This is a genomic window from Helicobacter pylori FD535, assembly GCF_000296015.2.
In the GTDB taxonomy this organism is placed as follows: domain Bacteria; phylum Campylobacterota; class Campylobacteria; order Campylobacterales; family Helicobacteraceae; genus Helicobacter; species Helicobacter pylori_CT.
On the sequence record NZ_AKHP02000001.1, the window covers coordinates 13,786 to 36,270 of the forward strand.

The 22,485-nt window shown below is 37.7% G+C and carries 19 protein-coding genes and 4 pseudogenes; 18 read left to right on the forward strand and 5 right to left on the reverse strand.

Features of this window, described 5'->3' with window-relative positions; translation table 11 throughout:
- Positions 1-21: 21 nt before the first annotated feature.
- The 7 genes and pseudogenes from DV63_RS09685 to DV63_RS18420 form a co-directional block, all read left to right on the forward strand.
- Positions 22-648: pseudogene (locus tag DV63_RS09685) on the forward strand (R.Pab1 family restriction endonuclease); the annotation flags it as partial.
- 207 nt (positions 649-855) lie between these two features.
- Entirely contained in the window at positions 856-2,067 is a 1,212-nt protein-coding gene (gene csd3 / locus DV63_RS09690; RefSeq protein ID WP_000231075.1) for a peptidoglycan DD-metalloendopeptidase Csd3, read from the forward strand.
- Positions 2,067-2,705, forward strand: coding sequence for a hypothetical protein (locus tag DV63_RS09695; RefSeq protein WP_000119958.1), 639 nt, complete (start codon positions 2,067-2,069; stop codon positions 2,703-2,705). The genes csd3 and DV63_RS09695 overlap by 1 nt, the downstream gene beginning before the upstream one ends.
- Positions 2,706-2,715: 10 nt before the next feature.
- On the forward strand, positions 2,716-4,065 hold the full coding sequence (gene pgbA, locus DV63_RS09700) for a plasminogen-binding protein PgbA (protein ID WP_020982353.1): 1,350 nt from the start codon (positions 2,716-2,718) through the stop codon (positions 4,063-4,065).
- 1 nt (position 4,066) lies between these two features.
- The gene (glcD, locus tag DV63_RS09705; RefSeq protein WP_000890704.1) at positions 4,067-5,446 is read left to right on the forward strand and encodes a glycolate oxidase subunit GlcD; all 1,380 of its coding nucleotides are present in this window, start codon (positions 4,067-4,069) and stop codon (positions 5,444-5,446) included.
- Between the two features lie 22 nt (positions 5,447-5,468).
- Positions 5,469-6,233: a 4-hydroxy-tetrahydrodipicolinate reductase gene (gene dapB, locus DV63_RS09710; protein ID WP_000690490.1), complete on the forward strand. Its 765-nt coding sequence runs from the start codon at positions 5,469-5,471 to the stop codon at positions 6,231-6,233.
- A gap of 425 nt (positions 6,234-6,658) precedes the next feature.
- A pseudogene (locus tag DV63_RS18420) lies at positions 6,659-6,853 on the forward strand (urease-enhancing factor).
- Between the two features lie 231 nt (positions 6,854-7,084).
- Here DV63_RS18420 and glnA read toward each other — a convergent pair.
- The gene (gene glnA, locus DV63_RS09720; RefSeq protein ID WP_000637108.1) at positions 7,085-8,530 is read right to left on the reverse strand and encodes a type I glutamate--ammonia ligase; all 1,446 of its coding nucleotides are present in this window, start codon (positions 8,528-8,530) and stop codon (positions 7,085-7,087) included.
- A gap of 138 nt (positions 8,531-8,668) precedes the next feature.
- Between glnA and DV63_RS09725 the strand changes: the two genes are divergently transcribed.
- From DV63_RS09725 to csd6, 6 genes are all read left to right on the forward strand, one after another.
- Positions 8,669-10,798: a DUF262 and DUF1524 domain-containing protein gene (locus tag DV63_RS09725; protein WP_000642521.1), complete on the forward strand. Its 2,130-nt coding sequence runs from the start codon at positions 8,669-8,671 to the stop codon at positions 10,796-10,798.
- Positions 10,799-10,860: 62 nt separating this feature from the next.
- Positions 10,861-11,310, forward strand: coding sequence for a 50S ribosomal protein L9 (rplI, locus tag DV63_RS09730; RefSeq protein WP_000866266.1), 450 nt, complete (start codon positions 10,861-10,863; stop codon positions 11,308-11,310).
- Between the two features lie 3 nt (positions 11,311-11,313).
- The gene (hslV, locus tag DV63_RS09735; RefSeq protein WP_000461052.1) at positions 11,314-11,856 is read left to right on the forward strand and encodes an ATP-dependent protease subunit HslV; all 543 of its coding nucleotides are present in this window, start codon (positions 11,314-11,316) and stop codon (positions 11,854-11,856) included.
- Positions 11,856-13,187 carry an ATP-dependent protease ATPase subunit HslU gene (hslU, locus tag DV63_RS09740; protein WP_000040789.1) on the forward strand — a complete coding sequence of 444 codons (1,332 nt, stop codon included), beginning with the start codon at positions 11,856-11,858 and terminating at the stop codon, positions 13,185-13,187. The genes hslV and hslU overlap by 1 nt, the downstream gene beginning before the upstream one ends.
- On the forward strand, positions 13,187-14,092 hold the full coding sequence (era, locus tag DV63_RS09745; RefSeq protein ID WP_000849807.1) for a GTPase Era: 906 nt from the start codon (positions 13,187-13,189) through the stop codon (positions 14,090-14,092). The genes hslU and era overlap by 1 nt, the downstream gene beginning before the upstream one ends.
- Complete coding sequence (gene csd6 / locus DV63_RS09750) at positions 14,089-15,078, forward strand: cell shape-determining L,D-carboxypeptidase Csd6 (protein WP_000757138.1); 990 nt, start codon at positions 14,089-14,091, stop codon at positions 15,076-15,078. Before era ends, csd6 begins: the two co-directional genes overlap by 4 nt.
- Positions 15,079-15,157: 79 nt before the next feature.
- Here csd6 and DV63_RS09755 read toward each other — a convergent pair whose 3' ends face one another.
- Complete coding sequence (locus tag DV63_RS09755; RefSeq protein WP_033636434.1) at positions 15,158-15,985, reverse strand: HP0519 family Sel1-like repeat protein; 828 nt, start codon at positions 15,983-15,985, stop codon at positions 15,158-15,160.
- A gap of 137 nt (positions 15,986-16,122) precedes the next feature.
- Between DV63_RS09755 and cag1 the strand changes: the two genes are divergently transcribed.
- The 5 genes and pseudogenes from cag1 (at position 16,123) to cag4 (ending at position 18,891) form a co-directional block, all read left to right on the forward strand.
- Entirely contained in the window at positions 16,123-16,470 is a 348-nt protein-coding gene (gene cag1, locus DV63_RS09760; protein WP_000785796.1) for a cag pathogenicity island protein Cag1, read from the forward strand.
- A 15-nt stretch (positions 16,471-16,485) separates the two neighbouring features.
- Positions 16,486-16,575, forward strand: a pseudogene (locus tag DV63_RS18625) (cag pathogenicity island protein); the annotation flags it as partial.
- A 2-nt stretch (positions 16,576-16,577) separates the two neighbouring features.
- Positions 16,578-16,940: a topoisomerase DNA-binding C4 zinc finger domain-containing protein gene (locus tag DV63_RS09765; RefSeq protein ID WP_000615997.1), complete on the forward strand. Its 363-nt coding sequence runs from the start codon at positions 16,578-16,580 to the stop codon at positions 16,938-16,940.
- Entirely contained in the window at positions 16,933-18,372 is a 1,440-nt protein-coding gene (gene cag3 / locus DV63_RS09770) for a type IV secretion system outer membrane cap subunit Cag3 (protein ID WP_000488778.1), read from the forward strand. The genes DV63_RS09765 and cag3 overlap by 8 nt, the downstream gene beginning before the upstream one ends.
- Positions 18,373-18,381: 9 nt before the next feature.
- Entirely contained in the window at positions 18,382-18,891 is a 510-nt protein-coding gene (gene cag4 / locus DV63_RS09775) for a VirB1 family T4SS lytic transglycosylase Cag4 (protein WP_000467272.1), read from the forward strand.
- A gap of 137 nt (positions 18,892-19,028) precedes the next feature.
- Here cag4 and cag5 read toward each other — a convergent pair whose 3' ends face one another.
- From cag5 to cagZ, 3 genes and pseudogenes are all read right to left on the reverse strand, one after another.
- A complete protein-coding gene (gene cag5 / locus DV63_RS09780) occupies positions 19,029-21,275 on the reverse strand; it encodes a VirD4 family type IV secretion system ATPase Cag5 (protein WP_000389364.1) in 2,247 nt (748 codons plus the stop codon).
- Positions 21,276-21,283: 8 nt separating this feature from the next.
- Positions 21,284-22,276, reverse strand: coding sequence for a cag pathogenicity island type IV secretion system ATPase VirB11 (gene virB11 / locus DV63_RS09785; RefSeq protein WP_000133881.1), 993 nt, complete (start codon positions 22,274-22,276; stop codon positions 21,284-21,286).
- A 4-nt stretch (positions 22,277-22,280) separates the two neighbouring features.
- A pseudogene (cagZ, locus tag DV63_RS18190) lies at positions 22,281-22,485 on the reverse strand (cag pathogenicity island translocation protein CagZ); the annotation flags it as partial.

Genomic DNA, 22,485 nt, shown 5'->3' on the forward strand with positions numbered 1-22,485 from the left:
TACTCCATTAAATAAAGTTAAAGAAAAATCCCTTTTAGTTTAAAACATTATGTAGAGTGGCAGATCGGTTATGATGTCCCCATTAAAGATAAAGAAAAATTTGAACTCACTGCTTTAAAAGATGAAAAATATCATTTTTTAGGGGCTAATAATAAAGTAAAAACTCTTTATGAATTGAGCGAAATGATTGATTACGCTAAGCAATTAGGTTTAATCAGTTTAGAAAATTTAGAAAATACTTTAAAATATTTAGAAAAACAAAAACAATTTATAGAAGATAATTTTATGATTGCAAGAGAAAGATTTAGATCGCATCAATTTGGCGGCATGGATTTTGAACTCTCACGCATTTCTTATCCTTTACTCATTCATTCTTTTAATGATAATCAATTGAGTGAAATAGTTATTAGAGAACAACAATATGGCTCTAAGACCCAAGCCATGCTGTATTTTTGCTTTTCTATTCTGGAGTTAAAAACCGCTACTCCCTTATTAAATAGAACCGCTACGCTCAAAGAACATGCCCTTTTAACTATCCATAAAACCAACGCTCTCATGTTTTTAGAAATGCTTAAAATTTTTGGACTTTTAAGCCAAGTGCACCATAACGATGTGTTAAAGATTTTAGAAAAAATACTTCAAAATTAATAATGATACGGATTGATTAAAAAGAAAATATCCAGCGCTATAAGGTCTAGGCGGGATAAAACCATTTATGAGAAACTACCATGCATCAATAAAACGCGCTTCATAAAGCTATAAAAACAAGGTTAGGCTTTAAACTTGTCATTTTTCTTTAATGGCTTATGTTATACTAATAAAATACAGATTCAATTGAAGGCATTAAACAACTGCATGGTATTTTTTCATAAGAAAATTATTTTAAATTTTATCTATTCTTTAATGGTTGCTTTTTTATCCCATGGGGTTCTTTTAAAAGCCGATGAAATGGCTAAAAAGCAAACTTTATTGGTGGGTGAAAGGCTTGTATGGGATAAGCTTACGCTGTTAGGGTTTTTAGAAAAAAACCATATCCCCCAAAAACTCTACTACAACCTAAGCTCTCAAGATAAAGAATTGAGCGCTGAAATTCAAAGCAATGTTACCTACTACACCCTAAGAGATGCTAACAACACGCTCATTCAAGCCCTTATCCCTATAAGCCAGGATTTGCAAATCCATATTTACAAAAAGGGGGAGGACTATTTTTTAGACTTTATCCCCATTATCTTCACTCGTAAAGAAAAAACCCTCCTTCTTTCTTTACAAACTTCGCCCTATCAAGATATTGTCAAAGCCACCAATGACCCCCTTTTAGCCAACCAATTGATAAACGCGTATAAAAAAAGCGTGCCTTTTAAACGCCTGGCAAAAAACGATAAAATCGCTATCGTTTATACAAGAGATTATCGTGTGGGGCAAGCGTTTGGCCAACCAACCATTAAAATAGCCATGATTAGCTCTCGCTCTAACCAATACTATCTTTTTTCCCATTCAAACGGGCGTTATTATGACTCAAAAGCGCAAGAAGTGGCAGGGTTTTTATTAGAAACCCCGGTGAAATATACCCGCATTTCTTCGCCTTTTTCGTATGGGAGGTTCCATCCTGTCTTAAAAGTCAGACGGCCTCATTACGGCGTGGATTATGCGGCTAAACATGGCAGTTTGATCCATTCTGCTTCAGATGGTCGTGTGGGTTTTATAGGGGTTAAGGTGGGGTATGGGAATGTGGTTGAAATCCATTTGAATGAATTGCGTTTGGTGTATGCCCACATGAGCGCGTTTGCTAAGGGGTTAAAAAAAGGATCATTCGTTAGAAAAGGGCAAATCATAGGAAGAGTGGGAAGCACGGGTTTTAGCACCGGGCCGCATTTGCATTTTGGCGTGTATAAAAACTCCCGCCCCATTAATCCTTTAGGCTATATCCGCACCGCTAAAAGCAAATTACACGGCAAGCAAAGAGAGGTTTTTTTAGAAAAAGCTCAGCATTATAAGCAAAAATTAGAAGAACTTCTTAAAACCCATTCCTTTGAAAAAAATTCATTTTATCTTTTAGAGGGGTTTTAATGTCTTATTTTAAGAATGCTTTCAATCAAAAATCTTTAATAGATGATTCTAGTGTGTATTTAGAGCCTTGTTCTAGCTCTAATTTCATAGAATTAAAACGCATGCATTATAATGAAGAGAATACTAAGAAAACATGGGATATTATTAAGTCTTTAGACAGCGTGGCGGTTTTACTCTATGAAAAAGAATCCGATTGTTTTGTGATTGTGAAACAATTCCGCCCGGCCATTTATGCGCGCCATTTTCATTTTAAGCGCGATCAGGATCAAAATATTGACGGATACACTTATGAATTGTGCGCGGGGCTTGTGGATAAGGCTCATAAGACTTTAGAAGAAATCGCTTGCGAAGAAGCGCTAGAAGAATGCGGTTATCAAATTAGCCCTAAAAATTTAGAAACAATAGGCCAATTTTATAGCGCGACCGGGTTGAGCGGGAGTTTGCAAACGCTCTATTACGCTGAAGTGCATAAGAATTTGAGGGTTTCAAAGGGTGGGGGGATTGATGCCGAAAAGATTGAAGTGCTGTTTTTAGAGCGATCAAAAGCTTTTGATTTTATAATGGATTTTCAATACGCTAAAACCACCGGATTGTCTTTAGCCATTTTATGGCATTTAAAAAAGTTTAAAAATGTTTAAAAGGAATTTTATGTTAAGGCTTTTGATAGGACTTCTTTTAATGAGTTTTATAAGCTTGCAATCAGCCTCTTGGCAAGAACCCTTAAGAGTGAGTATAGAATTTGTGGATTTGCCTAAAAAAATCATTCGTTTTCCTGCTCATGATTTGCAAGTGGGGGAGTTTGGTTTTGTCGTTACTAAACTTTCAGATTATGAAATCGTTAATTCTGAAGTGGTCATTATTGCTGTTGAAAATGGTGTCGCAACGGCTAAATTCAGAGCGTTTGAGTCCATGAAACAAAGCCATTTACCCACTCCAAGAATGGTCGCTAGAAAGGGGGATTTAGTCTATTTTAGGCAATTCAACAACCAAGCGTTTTTAATCGCTCCTAATGATGAACTCTATGAGCAAATCAGGGCGACTAACACCGATATTAATTTTATTAGTTCTGATTTGTTGGTTACTTTTTTGAATGGGTTTGACCCAAAAATCGCTAATTTAAGAAAAGCGTGCAATGTTTATAGCGTGGGGGTGATTTATATTGTAACCACGAACACGCTCAATATTTTAAGCTGTGAGAGTTTTGAAATTTTAGAAAAAAGAGAGCTGGATACAAGCGGTGTTACTAAAACTTCTACGCCGTTTTTTTCTAGGGTTGAGGGCATTGATGCAGGCACGCTAGGGAAACTTTTTTCAGGCAGTCAATCTAAAAATTACTTCGCTTACTATGACGCTTTAGTGAAAAAAGAAAAACGCAAAGAAGTAAGGATTAAAAAGAGAGAAGAAAAGGTTGATTCTAGAGAAATTAAACGAGAGATCAAGCAAGAGGCCATTAAAGAGCCTAAAAAAGCCAATCAAGGCACAGAAAACGCTCCCACTTTAGAAGAGAAAAACTACCAAAAAGCAGAGCGTAAACTTGATGTTAAAGAAGAAAGGCGCTATTTAAGAGATGAAAGGAAAAAAGCCAAAGCCACCAAAAAGGCTATGGAATTTGAACAAAGAGAAAAAGCGCATGATGAAAGAGACGAAAGAGAGACTGAAGGAAGAAGAAAAGCTTTAGAAATGGATAAAGGTGATGAAAAAGTCAATGCCAAAGAAAATGAGCGAGAAACCAAGCAAGAAGCCATTAAAGAGCCAAGTAATGAAAATAACGCTACCCAACAAGGCGAAAACAAAAACGCTCCTAAAGAGAACAACGCTTCTAAAGAAGAGAAAAAACCAAATTCTAAAGAAGAAAAACGCCGCTTGAAAGAAGAAAAGAAAAAAGCCAAAGCCGAACAAAGAGCGAGAGAATTTGAACAAAGAGCGAGAGAGCATCAAGAAAGAGATCAAAAAGAGCTTGAAGAGCGAAGAAAGGCGCTAGAAGCGGGTAAAAAATAACATGTTAGAGAAACAACACATCCAGTATTTTAAGAACCTAGTAGGAGGAGAGGATTTTTTCACCGATTTAGCGCATTTGAACGCTTATTGCTATGACGCTACCAAAGAAAGGCATTTGCCTAGCGGCGTGATTTTCCCTAGAAACGAGCAAGAAATCAGCCAGATTTTAAAATATTGCAACGAGCATCGCCTTATCGTTGTGCCTAGGGGGGCTGGGAGCGGTTTTACAGGGGGGGCGTTGAGCGTGAGCGGGGGGCTAGTTTTAAGCGTGGAAAAACATTTGGATAAGATTTTAGAGATTGACACTAAAAATTTAATCGCTAGAGTCGAACCGGGCGTGATTAACAAGCATTTCCAAAACGAAGTGGAAAAATTGAATCTCTTCTACCCCCCAGATCCAGCGAGCGAAAATCAAAGCACTTTAGGGGGGAATGTCGCTGAAAATGCCGGTGGCATGCGCGCGGCTAAATACGGCATCACGAAAGATTATGTCATGGCTTTGAGAGTGGTTTTAGCGGATGGTGGAATCATAAGGGCAGGCAAAAAAACGATCAAGGATGTCGCCGGCTTTAATGTTGCAGGGCTGATGATCGCTAGTGAGGGGTGTTTGGGCGTGATTTCTGAAATCACTTTAAAGCTTTTAGCCAAACCGCCCCTAAAACAAAGCGCGATGGGGATTTTTAACCATATTGAAGACGCCATGAACGCTGTTTATAAGACAATGAGCAGCGGGGTTACGCCTGTAGCGATGGAATTTTTGGATAATTTGAGTATCAAAGCGGTGGAAGAACGATTTTCTAAAGGCTTGCCCAAAGACGCTGGAGCGATACTCATCACTCAAGTGGATGGCGTGGTAAAAGAACAGATTGCATGGCAACTCAATGAGATAGAAAAGCATTTTAAAGCCAATGGTTGCGTGGGCTTTAAGATCGCTCAAAACGAACAAGAAGAACAAGATCTGTGGTTTTCAAGGCGTAATGCTTCTCAAAGTATTAGCGTTTATGGTAAAAAGAAATTGAATGAAGACGTAACCGTTCCTAGGGCGAGTTTGCCGAGTTTGTTGCAAGAAGTCGCTAAAATAAGCCAAAAATACGGCTTTAAAATCCCTTGCTTTGGGCATACGGGCGATGGCAATGTGCATGTGAATATCATGCTAGAAGATCCTAAAAGGGATTTAGAAAAAGGGCATCAGGCTATGGAAGAGATTTTTCAGGCCGCCATTAGTTTGGAGGGGACTTTAAGCGGGGAGCATGGCATAGGCTTGTCTAAAGCCAAATTCATGCCTTTAGCGTTCAATCAGAGTGAAATGGAGCTTTTTAGGAATATTAAAAAAGCCCTTGATCCTAATAATATTTTAAACCCTTTTAAAATGGGGTTGTAAGATTTAAAAGCAAGGAAAGCGCATGAAAATCGGTGTTTATGGAGCGAGCGGTCGTATAGGGAAACTGCTTTTAGAAGAATTAAAAGGGGGGTATAAGGGATTAGCGCTATCTAGCGTGTTTGTCAGGCAAAAATGCGAAACGGATTTTAGCTCTTTTTCGTGCGCCCCTTTAGTAACCAATGATTTAAAAGCGTTTGTGAGAGCTTGCGAATGCGTGATTGATTTTTCTTTACCTAAAGGCGTAAATAATTTGCTAGAGGCTCTTTTAGAATGCCCTAAAATTTTAGTTTCTGGCACGACCGGTTTAGAAAAAGAAACGCTAGAAAAAATGCAACAATTAGCCTTAAAAGCGCCGCTTTTGCATGCGCACAACATGTCTATTGGGATTATGATGCTCAATCAATTAGCCTTTTTAGCTTCTGTGAAATTAAAAGATGCGGATATTGAAATTGTAGAAACGCACCACAATCTCAAAAAAGACGCCCCGAGCGGCACGGCGTTGAGTTTGTATGAAACTTGCGCTAAGGCTAGGGGGTATGATGAAAAAAACGCCCTTACCACTCACAGAGAAGGTTTGCGCTCTAAAGAAAGCATTGGCATAGCCGCTTTAAGGGGGGGCGATGTTGCCGGGAAGCACACGATAGGGTTTTATTTAGAGGGCGAATACATAGAGCTTAGCCATACAGCGACTAACCGATCTATTTTTGCTAAAGGGGCTTTAGAAGTGGCTCTATGGCTTAAAGATAAAGCCGCTAAAAAATATGAAATCAACGAGATGTTTGGTTGAATGTTTTAATTCTTTTTGTATAGATGCACGCTTCTATAATGAAATACCACCACTTGTTAGCCTTACTAAAAGGCTTTTTACTATAGGGGATATTGCTGACGATTAAGCTGTATTGGAAGAGTTTATTTTGTAAGGATTAATCTTGCCTTGTGTGATTAGTTAACACAAGGCAAGTGTGGTAAACCCTACTACAATTTCAATTCAAGGAGCCTAACTAAAATAAAATGAACAATTTCAGTTAGGGCTTTATTATAGCAAAAATTATCTAAGATTACAAAGGGTAGCGTTTCTGTTTTGGATTTAGAGCGTTATTTTGATTGTTTTGAGTTTTATTTACTTGTTGTTTAATGATAAATCTTAACTATCATAAACTCCTGATTAAAGCATTTGAGTTATTAAAAAATTCTAAAATCAAAGGATATAAAATGAAAACCATTAGAAATAGCGTGTTTATTGGAGCGTCTTTACTCGGCGGTTGTGCTAGCGTTGGGACTCATTTTGACGCTTTGCATGTCGCTTGCGTTTAAAGACGCTTGTTTATAGAGAAAGAAGCGCGTTACACGCCCAAAGACTTTGATAGCCCTTATTTTAGCAATCAAACTAATATTGGGTTTAGGTAGGTTTAGTTGGAGGTTTTAGGGGTGTTATTTCAAATGCTCTCTATCCCCTTAAAAAATGGGTTTTGCATAAAAATAAAGTTAAAAACCCCATTTTTAAAGATTAAAGAGCGTTGAGTAAGACTTATCCAAAAAGCAAAAAAAATCAATTTTTTCAAACCACTTTTTTTAAGAACAAGGCATTTTTGCCTTATTCTAAATGTTTAAAATGGGATTATTGATCCGCTCATTGTTTTAGCATGAATAAGTGGTGATAAATTCAAAAGGATGGGGTTTGCTCTCCCATGGGAACACTTCAGCGTTGAATTTAAGAGACTGATAGGCTTGAATAAATTCTTCGCTAAAGACCTGATCCTCTTTTAAATACTGCTTATCGGCTAACATTTCTTCTAACGATCTCCTTAAAGTGTGGGGCATTTGTTTGATACCCTTTTCTCTGATTTCATCTAAAGTCAATTTGAAAAGGTTAATATCCATCGCTTCGCCGGGATCAATCTTATTTTTAACGCCATCCATACCCGCCATTAAAATCGCTGCAAAAGCCAAGTAGGGGTTTGATGAGCTGTCCGGGAATCTGAATTCAAACCTCGCGCTGTTTTTAGAAATCCCATAAGGGATACGCACGCTCGCGCTCCTGTTATTAGCCGAATAAGTCAAAATGGATGGGGCTTCATAGCCAGGAATTAGGCGTTTATAAGAATTAGTGGAAGCGTTAGTGAAAGCGGCTAACCCTCTAGCGTGGCACAACACGCCCCCTAAAAAATGCAACGCCAACTCGCTCAAGCCCTTGTAAGTTTCGCCACTAAAAAGGTTTTCGTTGTTTTTCCAAATACTCACGTGGGTGTGCATCCCGCTCCCGTTATCCCCGTATAAAGGTTTTGGCATGAAAGTGGCGGTTTTCCCGTTTAAATGAGCGACCATTTTAACCACGTATTTGAGTTTTTGGACATTGTCAGCGGCTTCCACCAAATCCCCAAATTTCACGCCCACTTCGCCTTGCGCTTGCGCGACTTCATGATGGACGACAAAAGTTTCTAGCCCCACTTGGTTTAAGACTTTCACAATTTCAGTGCGAATATCCATCATCGTATCCGTTGGCGGCACAGGCATATAGCCCCCTTGCTTGCCCGGTCTATGCCCAAAATTCACGCCATTTTCAAAGCTCTTATCCCTATTCCATTCGCCCTCTTCGCTATCCACTTCGTAGTATTGGGAGTTAGAAGCGTCTTTGATCTTAATGGAGTCAAAGATGAAAAATTCGCTCTCTGCGCCAAAATAAGCCACATCGCCCAAACCTGAATCCCTTAAATGCTGTAAGGCTTTTTTAGCGATACTTCTAGGGCATTTCTCATAAGGCTGGTTTTTATACACATCATACACATCGCAAAACACGACCACGCTCACATCCGCGCTAAAAGGGTCAATGAAATAACGCACCAAATCAGGGGTTAAAATCATATCGGAGTGTTCAATGCCTTGCCAGCCTTTAAAACAACTCGCATCAAAAGGAATCCCCTCTTTAAACATGCCATGCGTTAAAGCCCCAAAAGAATAAGCGATGTGATTCCAAGTGCCTTTAATATCGCTGAATCTAAAATCCACAAATTCCACTTCATTTTCTTTGCAAAATTCAAAAAACTCTTTGATCTTGCTTTCATTATTTTGAGTTCTTACTATCATTAACCACCTTTAATTGTTATGAATTGAGTTTGATTGATAGGGGTGATTATAGCATTTATGGGGTAAAAAAAGTAGAATCTGTATCAAGTTTTATTAAGATGCATGCGGTAAAATCCGCTAAATCAAGGAGTGTTATTTATGAAAGCAGACGATATGAAACTGCTAGACTTTATCGGCAAGAGTCAAGAAAGACAATTTGTCATTCCGATCTATCAGAGGGTGTATAGTTGGGGTAAGGAGCATTGTAAGCAGTTGTGGGATGATATTATCAAAACGGGTGGAAACGATCAAATAGAAGGGCATTTTATTGGCTCTATCGTGTTTGTGCATGATGGCTTATACTCCACTAACCACAACGAGCTTCTCATTATTGACGGCCAACAAAGACTCACCACCATCACGCTTTTATTTATCGCTTTGAGAGATTATTTAAACGATGAAGATGAATTTTTAGAAAAATTTTCGCGCCAAAAAATCCAGAATCGCTACCTCATTAACAGCGATGAGAAAGGCGATAAAAAATTCAGACTCATCCTCTCAGAGCCTGATAGAGATACCTTGCTCTCTTTGATTGATAGAAACAAAAGAAAACCGAGCGAGCCTTCATCAAAAATAATGGAAAATTTTGAATTATTTGAAGAATGGATCCGTGAAAACACCGACAAACTAGAAACGATTTTTAAAGGATTAGACAAACTCATGGTGGTTGAAATCTCTTTAGAGAGAGGCAAGGATAACCCCCAGCTCATCTTTGAGAGCATGAACTCAACGGGCAAGGATCTCACGCAAACGGATTTGATCAGAAACTACATTCTAATGGGATTAGAACCCGAAGAACAAAAGATTTTTTATGAGAAGTATTGGAGGGCTATGGAGGAGGGATTTGAACAGAGTGAGAGAGAGGAGTTGTTCAATAAATTTGTCAGGCATTATCTCACGATCAAAACAGGAAAAATTCCCAATGAGAAAAGAGTTTATGAGGCTTTCAAAGATTATCAGCAAAAAGAAGGGATAGAAATAGAGGATTTATTAAAAGATTTGCAAAAATATTGTGGGTATTTTTGCCAGATTGCATTCAAAAAAGAAGCCAATAAAGATTTAAACAAGGCTTTAAGTTTTTTGGTGGATTTAAAGATGGATGTGATTTATCCGCTACTCTTAGAGCTTTATAACGATTATAAAGGTGGGTTTTTGTCAAAGACTGATTTTATCTGTAGCATCGCTTTGACAGAAAGCTATCTTGTCAGAAGAGCGGTGTGTGGGTTTGGCACAAATGGTCTCAATAAAACCTTTGCCTCTTTTACAAGACATATCCAAAAAAATGAATATTTTGAAAGCCTAGAGGCGCATTTTGGCTCTTTGATAAAAGAACAAAGATTTCCCGGTGATGATGAGTTTAAAAATTCTTTCACTACGAAAGAACTTTGTGATTCAAATAAAACAGAGAAAGCTAGATACTATCTTGAAAGGTTAGAAAATTTTGACACAAAAGAGCCGGTCAATACTGAGAAATGCACTATAGAACACATCATGCCTAAAACACTCGATGAAAAATGGAAAAAGGATCTAGGGCAAGATTATGAAAGGATACACACTCAGTATCTCCACACAATAGGCAATCTCACTCTAACCGGTTATAACTCTGAATACAGCAACAGATCTTTTCGAGAAAAAAGAGACATGGAGAAGGGCTTCAAACAAAGCCCGTTGAAACTCAATCAAAGTTTAAAAGATTTGGAATCTTTTGGCGAAGAAGAGATTAAAAAAAGAGCTAATGATTTAGCGGATTGGGCTTTAAAGATTTGGACTTATCCAAATCTGGATGCAGAAACATTAGAGAAATATAAACCCAAGAAAGAAAAGAAAGAAAAGAAAGAAAAAAAGGTTTATGATTTAAGCTCTTATAAGTTCAGTTCGAATTCAAGGGAATTATTTGATATTTTAAGAAGAGAGATTAAAGCTCTTGATGAAGGGATAACCGAAAAATTTAATCAAGATTATATCTCTTATATATTTAACACCAATTTTGTGGATATTGTCCCACAAAAAAATGGATTAAAATTGTATTTAAAATTAAAATTGTATTTAAACATGAAACTCCATGAACTACAAGACGAAAAAAATCTGGCAAGGGATATGACTAATAAAGGTCATTTGGGGAATGGGGATATAGAAGTCAAACTAAAAACAAAAGAGAATATCCCTGATTGTTTGGGGTTGATCAAACAGGCTTTAGAAAAACAGATGGGTGGTAGGAATAGGCAATAAAAACCCAACTTATTAAAATAAAGAGTATAATTACAAATTACTTACAACTTAAAGGGGATGTAATGAAGGTTCTGTTACTAGAAGATGTGAAAAATTTAGGCAAAGCGGGTGAAGTGTGTGAGGTTAAGGATGGCTATGGGAATAACTTTTTAATCGCTAACAAAAAAGCCAAACTCGCCACTAACGAAGTGATCAACAAATACAAAGCCGAAGTTAAAAAGAAAGCGGAAAAAGAAGCCCTAGAAAAGGCACAAAAATTGCAAATGGTAGAAACCTTACAAACCATCACGCTGACTATCCATAAAAAAGTCGGTGCGAACGGCTCTTTATTTGGAGCGATCACTAAAGAAGAGATCACGGAGCGTTTGAAAGAACAGCATGCGAGTTTGGATTTAGATAAAAAAGACATTGAGCTCAAACACCCGATTAAAAGCACAGGGATTTATGAGATTGAAGTCAAGCTTGGATTTGGGGTTGTGGGCGCGTTTAAAATTGATGTGGTGGCTGAGTAGAAAATGTTTGAAGCGACGACGATTCTAGGTTATAGAGGGGAGATGGGGGGCAAGAAGTTCGCGCTCATTGGAGGCGATGGGCAGGTAACTTTGGGCAATTGCGTGGTCAAAGCCAATGCGACAAAGATCAGAAGCTTGTACCACAACCAGGTTTTAAGCGGGTTTGCCGGGAGCACGGCGGACGCTTTTAGTTTGTTTGATATGTTTGAACGCATTTTAGAGAGCAAAAAGGGGGATTTGTTTAAAAGCGTGGTGGATTTCAGCAAAGAATGGCGCAAGGATAAGTATTTACGCCGATTAGAAGCGATGATGATCGTTTTAAATTTGGATCACATTTTCATTTTGAGCGGCACGGGCGATGTTTTAGAAGCTGAAGACAATAAGATCGCTGCTATTGGGAGTGGGGGGAATTACGCATTAAGCGCGGCTAGGGCTTTAGATCATTTCGCTCATTTAGAGCCCAGAAAACTTGTAGAAGAGTCCTTAAAAATCGCAGGGGATCTTTGCATTTACACCAATACGAATATTAAAATTTTGGAGCTTTAATGTCTAAATTGAATATGACCCCACGAGAAATTGTCGCTTATTTAGATGAATACATCATTGGGCAAAAGGAAGCTAAAAAGTCTATCGCTATCGCTTTTAGGAATCGTTACAGGCGTTTGCAACTGGAAAAATCCTTACAAGAAGAAATCACGCCTAAAAACATTTTAATGATTGGCTCTACTGGCGTGGGTAAAACTGAAATCGCAAGAAGAATAGCAAAAATCATGGAGCTCCCCTTTGTGAAAGTGGAAGCGAGCAAATACACAGAAGTGGGTTTTGTGGGGCGCGATGTGGAGTCTATGGTAAGGGATTTAGTCAATAACAGCGTGCTTTTAGTGGAAAATGAGCATAAAGAAAAATTAAAAGACAAGATTGAAGAGGCGGTTATAGAAAAAATCGCTAAAAAACTCCTACCCCCCTTGCCTAGTGGCGTGAGCGAAGAAAAAAAACAAGAATACGCTAACAGCCTTTTAAAAATGCAACAAAGAATCGCACAAGGCGAGTTGGATAGCCGAGAAATTGAAATTGAAGTGCGTAAAAAAAGCATAGAGATTGATTCTAATGTGCCGCCTGAAATTTTAAGGGTTCAAGAAAATGTGATTAAGTTTTTCCATAAAGAACAGGATAAAGTCAAAAAAACTTTAAGCGTTAAAGAGGCTAAAGAAGCCCTAAAAACAGAAATTAGCGACACGCTTTTAGACAGCGAAGCCATTAAAATGGAAGGTTTGAAGCGCGCGGAAAGTTCAGGGGTGATTTTTATTGATGAAATTGATAAGATCGCTGTAAGCTCTAAAGAAGCAGGCCGTCAAGATCCCAGTAAAGAGGGGGTTCAAAGGGATTTGTTGCCGATTGTAGAGGGGAGTGTGGTGAATACGAAGTATGGCTCTATTAAAACAGAGTATATTTTATTCATTGCAGCAGGGGCCTTTCATCTTTCTAAGCCAAGCGATCTCATCCCTGAATTGCAAGGCCGTTTCCCTTTAAGGGTGGAGTTAGAGAATTTAACCGAAGAAATCATGTATATGATTTTAACCCAAACTAAAACTTCTATCATCAAGCAATACCAAGCCCTTTTAAAAGTGGAAGGCGTAGAGATTGCGTTTGAAGATAATGCGATCAAAGAGTTAGCCAAACTTTCTTATAACGCCAATCAAAAAAGCGAAGATATAGGCGCTAGAAGGTTGCACACCACCATTGAAAAAGTGCTAGAAGACATCAGTTTTGAAGCAGAGGATTATTCGGGGCAAAATGTTACTATCACTAAAGAGTTGGTTCAATCAAAGCTAGAGGATTTAGTGGCTGATGAAAATTTAGTGAAGTATATTTTATAATGAAAACTAAGGCAGGCTTTGTAGCTCTTATAGGCAAACCAAACGCTGGAAAAAGCACTCTTTTAAACACTTTATTAAACGCTCATTTAGCCCTCGTTTCGCATAAGGCTAATGCGACAAGAAAATTAATGAAATGCATCGTGCCTTTTAAAGATAAAGAGGGGTATGAGAGCCAGATCATTTTTTTAGACACGCCAGGGCTTCATCATCAAGAAAAATTACTCAACCAATGCATGCTCTCACAGGCCTTAAAAGCGATGGGCGATGCTGAATTATGCGTTTTTTTGGCTTCTGTGCATGATGATTTAAAAGGCTATGAGGAGTTTTTGAGTTTGTGCCAAAAACCCCATATCTTGGCTTTGAGTAAGATTGACACCGCCACGCATAAGCAGGTTTTGCAAAAATTACAAGAGTATCAACAATACGCTTCACAATTTTTAGCCCTAGTGCCTTTGAGCGCGAAAAAATCTCAAAATTTAAATGCGCTTTTAGAATGCATCAGCAAGCATTTAAGCCCTAACGCATGGCTTTTTGAAAAGGATTTGATGAGCGATGAAAAAATGCGCGATATTTATAAGGAAATCATTAGGGAGAGTTTGTTTGATTTTTTGAGCGATGAAATCCCTTATGAAAGCGATGTAATGATTGATAAATTTATAGAAGAAGAACGCATAGATAAGGTGTATGCGTGCATTATCGTAGAAAAAGAAAGCCAAAAAAAAATCGTGATAGGCAAAAACGGGGTGAATATCAAACGCATCGGGACTAACGCACGATTGAAAATGCAAGAAGTGGGCGGAAAAAAGGTTTTTTTAAACTTGCAAGTGATCGCTCAAAAATCATGGAGCAAGGAAGAAAAGAGCTTGCAAAAACTGGGATATATCCATAAAAGGGGTATGGATTGAAAAAGGTATTACCGGTTCTGTTAATGGGGTTTGTGTTGAATGCTGATGAGCGTTTGTTGGAAATTGTGCGCCTTTATCAAAAGCAAGGCTTGGAAGTGGTGGGTCAAAAATTGGATTCTTATTTAGCGGATAAGTCTTTTTGGGCAGAAGAGCTTCAAAATAAGGACACGGATTTTGGCTACTATCAAAACAAGCAGTTTTTATTTGTGGCGGATAAATCCAAGCCTAGTTTAGAGTTTTATGAAATAGACAACAACATGCTTAAAAAAATCAACAGCTCTAAAGCCCTTGTAGGCTCTAAAAAGGGCGATAAAACTTTAGAGGGCGATTTGGCCACGCCTATTGGGGTGTATCGTATCACGCAGAAAATAGAGCGCTTGGATCAATATTATGGCGTTTTGGCTTTTGTAACGAATTACCCTAATTTGTATGACACCTTGAAAAAACGCACCGGGCATGGCATTTGGGTGCATGGAATGCCTTTAAATGGCGATAGGAATGAATTGAACACCAAGGGCTGTATTGCGATTGAAAACCCGCTTTTAAGCTCTTATGATAAGGTATTGAAAGGCGAAAAAGCGTTTCTCATCACCTATGAAGACAAGTTTTCCCCCAGCACTAAAGAAGAATTGAGCATGATTTTAAGCTCCCTTTTTCAATGGAAAGAAGCCTGGACTAGGGGCGATTTTGAACGCTACATGCGTTTTTATAACCCCGATTTCACCCGTTATGACGGCATGAAATTCAACGCTTTTAAAGAGTATAAAAAAAGGGTGTTTGCGAAAAACGAAAAAAAGAATATTGCTTTTTCTTCTATCAATGTGATCCCTTACCCCAACTCCCAAAACAAACGCTTGTTTTATGTGGTGTTTGACCAAGATTACAAAGCCTATCAGCAAAACAAGCTCTCTTACAGCTCTAATTCTCAAAAAGAACTCTATGTAGAGATTGAAAACAATCAAGTGTCTATTATAATGGAAAAATAGGGTTTTGTTTTAATCGGGGCGGTCTAAACGGATTTTTTAACCCATTCAGTCAAGCTTAATACAAGTTTGATTAAAAAAACTACAGAGTTTCCATGGCTTTTTCATAGCCAAATTCTGCGGATTTTTGCAAGAATTTTTTAGCCCTACTTTTTTGTTTTCTGGTTCCAAGCCCTTCTTTATAAGCGATCCCAATCCTATAAAGGATTTCCCCCATTTGTTGTTTGAGTAAAATGATATTGCTTGAAATTTCAGCAATGTCTTCCCAAAGAAGTGTCTTATCTTTGATTTGAAGGGATTTCTTAACAAGTATTCCAAACTTCTTTCCAAATTTTATAGGATTCGCGCTCAAACCTGAAAGATCAATGAATCGCGATCCAATAAGCATACTAGTAAATTCCGCAAGGTTTGATCCAAAAGTGTTAGCAAAATTTGTGCTTTTATTAGAAAATATGCGAACCACATGCCTGTAAGTCTTAAGCGCTTGTTTCAAATCCTTTTTCATTCCTAAGCCTTCTGCTTGCATGCGTCCTAAAATTAAAGCGCCCCCTAACAACCCGCTCCCATACCCTTTGATAGCGTTTTCTGCATAGAATTGCGCTTTTTTGTAATCCACTTTCACGCCCTTTCCCTCCAAATACATTTTGGCTAAATAAACGCTGCCAAGCCCAATGCTGTATTCTTGCACCAATCTAAAATCTTTAAAGGCTTGCTGGTATTGGCCTTGATTAAAATGGTCTAAACCATTTTCAAAATAATATGTCTTATGATTTCGCGCAATTTCATCCCAATCATCACTTATGCTAATATATTCATCAGCTATACAAAGCGAAAACGGCAACAATAAACCCAATAAAAGCAATAAAGGCTTTAAAAAAGAGAGGGTGGTGCGATAAAAATCTTTAAAAATGTCAGATCCTTTTACAATTTGAGCCATTCTTTAGCCTGTTTTTCTAGCCAAACCAATGGTTTTATATTTTTTGCTATAATAACATGGATTTGTTTCATAGTAACAAATTGAGAATATACCATTATGGAGGTAACACTATGGCTGACACAATCAATACAACTGAAACAACCCATGAAACAAAAAAACCAAACGCTTTTGTGAATTTTTTCAAAAACAGTTTGACTGATAAGCGTTATGATTCATTAGGTCTCATTGGAGCAGGGGTTTTATGTTGTGTTTTGAGCGGTGCTATGGGGATTGTTGGGATAATCTTTGTCGCAATAGGAATCTTTTTGTCTTTTTCTAATATCAACTTAGTGAAATTAGTTGAAAAATTGTCCAAAAAGCAATCTAAAGCGGCAACAACTGCCAATAACGAAACCCAAAAATCTCAAGCAACAAGCGTTACCAACAAACCAACTGAAGCTAAAGAGACGAAAGATTGAGGCAAAACAACGATTTTGACTAAAGAAAGAATAAGAGAAAATTTCAAAAATTTAGGCGTTGTAGTGGTTTGTTATTCACTGCATGACCCACACAAGCGGCCTATAAAATGATACAAAGAGAATTGAATAGTGTCTCATTTTATGGTTGCTCTAATTATGTAAATAAAGGCGGCTGTAAGGGCGTTTTACGAGAAATAAATGGCTCAATGAAAATGGTCTGCTTGGCTAGTGTAAAAGCTAATATTAAAGAAAATTCTTTTTTCTTAGGGTGTAAAAATTATCTTAAGTGCAAATGGATTGCTAGCGTGGATTCACAAGATCCTAAATATCCCAAATGCAATGGATTGATGAAAAGAAAAAAGAATTTCAAAAACAATGAGTTTTTTACAGCTACATCGCTTACCTTAAATGCAATGGAATATGGAATTTTGTCTCTATATCAATCTGAAAAAAAGGAAACTAATGTTTAGAAAACTAGCAACCGCTGTATCGCTCATAGGCTTACTAACCTCTAACACTCTTTATGCTAAAGAAATAAGTGAAGCCGATAAGGTCATTAAGGCCACTAAAGAAACTAAAGAGACCAAGAAAGAAGCTAAACGACTCAAAAAAGAAGCTAGACAGCGCCAACAGATCCCTGATCATAAGAAACCTCAATATGTCTCTGTTGATGACACAAAAACTCAAGCGCTTTTTGATATATACGACACCTTGAACGTGAATGACAAAAGCTTTGGGGATTGGTTTGGCAATAGCGCTTTGAAAGACAAAACCTATCTCTACGCTATGGATCTATTGGATTACAACAACTATTTATCCATAGAAAACCCTATTATCAAAACAAGAGCGATGGGGACTTATGCGGATCTCATCATCATCACAGGCTCGTTAGAACAAGTCAATGGGTATTACAACATTCTCAAAGCGCTCAACAAACGAAACGCTAAGTTTGTGTTAAAAATCAATGAGAACATGCCTTATGCCCAAGCGACTTTTTTGAGAGTGCCAAAAAGAAGCGATCCCAATGCCCACACGCTTGATAAGGGAGCGTCAATTGATGAGAACAAGCTTTTTGAACAACAAAAACGCGCGTATTTCAACTACGCCAACGATGTGATCTGCAGACCCAATGATGAAGTGTGTTCGCCCCTAAGAGATGAGATGGTCGCTATGCCCACTAGCGATAGCGTTACTCAAAAACCCAATATCATTGCTCCTTATAGCCTGTATAGACTAAAAGAGACAAATAACGCCAATGAGGCCCAACCATCAGCCACTCAAACCACTCCTGAAAACAGCAAAGAGAAGCTCATAGAAGAGCTAATCGCTAACTCCCAACTCATAGCCAATGAAGAAGAGAGGGAAAAGAAACTCTTAGCAGAAAAAGAAAAACAAGAGGCTGAATTGGCTAGATACAAGCTCAAAGACTTAGAAAATCAAAAGAAACTAAAAGCTTTAGAAGCAGAGTTGAAAAAGAAAAATGCTAAGAAACCTAGAGTAGTGGAAGTGCCTATTTCTCCTAAAACAAGTAATTCTTTTGAAACAATGAGAGTTGTCAAAGAAAAAGAAAACTATAATGGATTATTAGTGGATAAAGAAACCACGATCAAAAGAAGCTATGAGGGGACTTTGATTAGCGAAAATTCTTACAGCAAAAAATCGCCCATCAACCCTAATGACTTGATAAACTTAGAAGAAGAAATCAAAAGCTACTATATCAAGTCTAATGGTTTGTGTTATGCTAATGGCATCAGTCTTTATGTAAAAATCAAAAACGACCCCTATAAAGAGGGAATGCTGTGTGGTTATGAGAGCGTTCAAACTTTACTTTTGCCATTAAAGGACAAGCTCAAATACGACAAGCAAAAGTTACAAAAAGCGTTACTGAAAGATTCAAAGTAAATTAAAGTTTTGTTTGGGAAATGGATTGGTCTAGCTTTACTTCTTAATTCCTTAGCCTATCCATGCCAAAAAGTAACCATCAGTTTCAAGCAATACGAAAATCTTATCCATATCCATCAAAAAGGCTGCGACAATGAAATAATGTGCAGAACGCTCATTTCTATCGCTTTATTAGAAAGTTCTTTGGGCTTGAACAACAAGCGCGAAATTTCCCTAAAAGACACTTCCTATTCCATGTTTCATATCACTTTGAACACCGCTAAAAAATTCTATCCTACTTATTCTAAAACGCTCCTCAAAACCAAATTGCTTAATGATGTGGATTTTGCGATCCAATTAGCCAAACAAATTTTAAAAGAAAATTTTGATTACTACAAACAGAAATATCCTAACAAAAGCGTGTATCAATTAGTAGAAATGGCAATAGGCGCTTACAATGGGGGCATGAAACACAACCCTAATGGCACTTACGTGAAGAAATTCCGTTGCATCTATTCTCAGGTGCGATATAACGAGTAGAGCATACTCATTTTATAAGCAATCTTGATGACACACTCCTATTATTTTATGAATTTATAATAATATCATTTACACCATTATCTTTTAATTTTTCTAAAATATATTTTTCTTCTTTTTGTTAAGATATTTTGTCTTAATCACAGTTCGCTTGAACCTACAGGCACTAAAGATTTATCATAGCTCAATTCACCTCTAGTTTTAGCAGCTTGCAAATCATCATAGAATGTTGCTTGATTAGGCACTTTCCCCAATTTGTATTTCTTTTTCAGACTTGGACTCACCTTGATGAGTTCATCAGTGAAGAATGGATCATCATAGTAAAGCGCCTTGTGGCATTTGATGGGTTTGAGCGTATTCTCTAGAATGATAAGCTCATCGCCCATAGTCATCAATTCATCAGGGGTCATCAAAAACCGCTCTTTGTTGCTGATAGAAGTATTGGTCTTACCTGTATTATCATCAATGCTTCGGCTCACATCTTGTCTTGTGTATTTCCCTAACACCTTAGAAAGTTTTTCAAAATGCTCGTAGTAGTTATCGTTGTTAATCCCATAATACATATTCAAAGAAAGGTTGTCTAAAATAGTCTTAGCGCCATTCCTGCCATAACCAAGTGGGGGGTCATTCTCTAGTTGCGCCTTACTTTGAAACACAAAAGCGGGGCGCATGTTGTATTCTGCCATGATCCCTACCGCTTTAACAAAGGTTTCCAAATAGCCACAGAGCGTGAATTCATCCATAAGCATTAAGCAACTTCTTTTGCATTGTGGATCATGGATTGGCAGAATAAGGTTGCTATAAATCATCACATTGAAAAACAGCTCTAATATCGGCCCAACAATAGTGCTTTCTTTAGGATTAGCGATCACGCCAATACTCACTTCATCAATCCTTAAACGCCTGAAATCAAAATCATTAGCGCTCGTGAAATTTCTGATCATGGCGTTATTGTAGGGTGCAAACGCTGATGTATAGACCCCTTGAACAGAACTATAAGTTTCTTTAGCGCCACCCATTGTCTTGAAGTTATTCCACATGTTTCTAGTAGCAGGACTAAGCGCTCTTAGATTGTCGCCACTCTTATCTTCTTCACCTCCAAAAAATTCCATCAGAGACACGACTTTTTCCATGTTTGTGTCTTCATCAATCAAGTTGATACCGCTTGCCATAGAACCTATGAAAAACATTGTGGGGGTTTCAGGCATGATGATTTTTTTTCTTTTGACAAACTCAAGCCCCTTTTTAGTCCACATGAGATCCCTATAAATATTGCAATTGATGACAAAAAGATTCCGCGCTTGATTGCTAAAAAAAGGATCTTTTTCATTAGGTCTTTCAGGGAACACGAGCTTTGCCAATCCAAAGATTTGAGTGGAAAAATCCCCCCCACTAGCCACCATCCCATGCCCTTTTAGGCGTGTGTCAATTTGAGAGAGTATGTCTTCAGTCAAAACCACATCATTACCAAAATCCACATAAGCGAAAGGATTAAATCGGTGTGTTTTTAAGGAGAAAGGTTCATAGATGAACACTTTTTGGTTGAAGCGTTTTTCTCTGATTTTTCCGCAAGTTTCCATAGTGTCCGCCTTAGGGTCAAACACAACGATATTTTGAGGATAATTGATCATATTGGGCATGATGAAACCCACACCTTTACCGCTTCTAGTAGGAGCAATCAAGCCAATGAACGCCTGCCCTGCGTAAGCGATAAAATCCCCTAAACCACGCCTGCCTACAATAACCTCTCGTTTGTCAAAGGCGCGTTTTTTATTATTGGGTGTGATAAGTTTAGCTTTGATCATTTTCTCTTCAGTTTCCCAACTCGCACTCCCAAAGAGATCATCAACTTTTTTATTCGCTCCTATGTCTCTAGTCCGAGTTAAGTATTTTAAGAACCACACAAAAAAGGTAATGAAGATATAAGAGCATAAAATAGAACTATAGACGACTAAGGATATATTGAACCCATAAATCTTGAGTGAACTAAAACAAAGCGCTTTAAAATAGTATGCAGGAAAATCTTGTATCGCATAGATCCATATATCAAAAAGATCATCATCGCTCTCAGGCAATCTGTTATCATCATAAAAATTACCTAAGAGAATCAAGAAAAGTAACCCTGATGTGATAAAAGAATAGGATAGTAATAGTATAGCTTGTAACCAAAAGCCAAAGGTTTTAACCCTTTCTTTCAGCCCATCTATAATGATTTCTTTAAAGCTTTTTTTCTTTTGAGGTTGGTTAGCTTTATCTTTAAAAGCCTTTTTTTGAGCTTTCATGAATTTGTAGAGAAAAAATAACGCTATTAACCCTATGAAACTAAAAATAACAACCAACTTATAATCCTCTATGAAATATAAGGTGTTATACAAAAAGTCTTCCATTGCACCTACTACCTATGTTTGATATAAAATTCATCACACTGTTTGTGGTGGTTGATATGGACAATCATATCAATTAAATCTTTAAAGCCCTCAATAAGACTTTCAAACTTGATATTCCTTGCTGCACTATTAGATGAACTCATGTTGGCTAAACGGATAAACGCTTCTTCACTGCTCCCTGCATGCAGAGTGGTTAGCGTGCCTTTATGACCGCTACAAAGCACATTATAAAAATCGTATGCCTCACTGCTTCTGAGTTCTCCTAAAATGATTCTATCAGGCCGCATTCTCAAACATGACTTTAAGCAATCAGCAGAGGTGATATTCCCCCCAAAAAAAAGCTGCGTGTAGTTCTTGTGGTGTTTGAATACAATCTCTTCGGTGTCTTCAATGGATATGATCCTTTCTTCTTTGGGGATAAACTCCATGATGCTTTTGATATAAGTCGTTTTACCGCTTCCTGTGCCACCACAAACAATCGCATTCTTACCAATAGCAATACCATCTTTAATCGCGCTGATCGCTTGTTCTTTGTTATCTAGTAGATTATAAAAACCCTGCTCTTCAAAGAAGCTATGAGGATAGGTTGTTTTGCTAGGTATCCTTATGGATATGGAAATGGTTTCATCATTAACTGTAACAGGGGAAAGGACAATCTGCACCCTTTCACCATTCGCTAAATTGCTGCTCAAAATAGGATTTTCATAGTTGTCTATTGTTTTTTTCTTAAAACTTGCACAACACCGAGCAAAATGCATTAAACGAGACAGACTAAAGGCTTTCCTGTCTCTCACATCAAATGGTTGCCATTCGCCATTATTTTTTAAAACCCATACAACCTTGTTCCCATTGTAACAAATCTCAGTGATATTTTCCATTTTTAAAAAATCACCAAAAAGTTCTTCAGTAGCATGCCTTAGAGGATTTAATGCCGCTTCTTTTAAAGCTCTTTCTACTTCTAGAAATTTTTTATCTTCTGCACTCAATCTGTCTTCAGTCATGTTCTTATTCCAAATTTAATTTTAATTGGGTTATCAATTTAGCTCTTTCTAAAGAAGTGAGATAAGTCTTATTTTTGCTCAAAATAATATACTTAGTCCCTATATCTTGGACAATCTCATTGAGCTTCCTCCCAAAATCATCTATCCCTAGAATCTGAAACGCCACGCCCATCATATTGCCATCTATGAATGGCGGTAAATACTCTCTT

What these genes read in the sequence shown, in the direction of transcription:
- virB11 (WP_000133881.1), bottom strand. Translation starts at nt 22,276, where the DNA reads ATGACTGAAGACAGATTGAGTGCAGAAGATAAAAAATTTCTAGAAGTA.
- cag5 (WP_000389364.1), bottom strand. Translation starts at nt 21,275, where the DNA reads ATGGAAGACTTTTTGTATAACACCTTATATTTCATAGAGGATTATAAG.
- cag3 (WP_000488778.1), top strand. Translation starts at nt 16,933, where the DNA reads ATGTTTAGAAAACTAGCAACCGCTGTATCGCTCATAGGCTTACTAACC.
- rplI (WP_000866266.1), top strand. Translation starts at nt 10,861, where the DNA reads ATGAAGGTTCTGTTACTAGAAGATGTGAAAAATTTAGGCAAAGCGGGT.
- hslV (WP_000461052.1), top strand. Translation starts at nt 11,314, where the DNA reads ATGTTTGAAGCGACGACGATTCTAGGTTATAGAGGGGAGATGGGGGGC.
- pgbA (WP_020982353.1), top strand. Translation starts at nt 2,716, where the DNA reads ATGTTAAGGCTTTTGATAGGACTTCTTTTAATGAGTTTTATAAGCTTG.
- csd3 (WP_000231075.1), top strand. Translation starts at nt 856, where the DNA reads ATGGTATTTTTTCATAAGAAAATTATTTTAAATTTTATCTATTCTTTA.
- hslU (WP_000040789.1), top strand. Translation starts at nt 11,856, where the DNA reads ATGTCTAAATTGAATATGACCCCACGAGAAATTGTCGCTTATTTAGAT.
- DV63_RS09765 (WP_000615997.1), top strand. Translation starts at nt 16,578, where the DNA reads ATGATACAAAGAGAATTGAATAGTGTCTCATTTTATGGTTGCTCTAAT.
- cag1 (WP_000785796.1), top strand. Translation starts at nt 16,123, where the DNA reads ATGGCTGACACAATCAATACAACTGAAACAACCCATGAAACAAAAAAA.
- glcD (WP_000890704.1), top strand. Translation starts at nt 4,067, where the DNA reads ATGTTAGAGAAACAACACATCCAGTATTTTAAGAACCTAGTAGGAGGA.
- glnA (WP_000637108.1), bottom strand. Translation starts at nt 8,530, where the DNA reads ATGATAGTAAGAACTCAAAATAATGAAAGCAAGATCAAAGAGTTTTTT.
- DV63_RS09725 (WP_000642521.1), top strand. Translation starts at nt 8,669, where the DNA reads ATGAAAGCAGACGATATGAAACTGCTAGACTTTATCGGCAAGAGTCAA.
- era (WP_000849807.1), top strand. Translation starts at nt 13,187, where the DNA reads ATGAAAACTAAGGCAGGCTTTGTAGCTCTTATAGGCAAACCAAACGCT.
- dapB (WP_000690490.1), top strand. Translation starts at nt 5,469, where the DNA reads ATGAAAATCGGTGTTTATGGAGCGAGCGGTCGTATAGGGAAACTGCTT.
- DV63_RS09695 (WP_000119958.1), top strand. Translation starts at nt 2,067, where the DNA reads ATGTCTTATTTTAAGAATGCTTTCAATCAAAAATCTTTAATAGATGAT.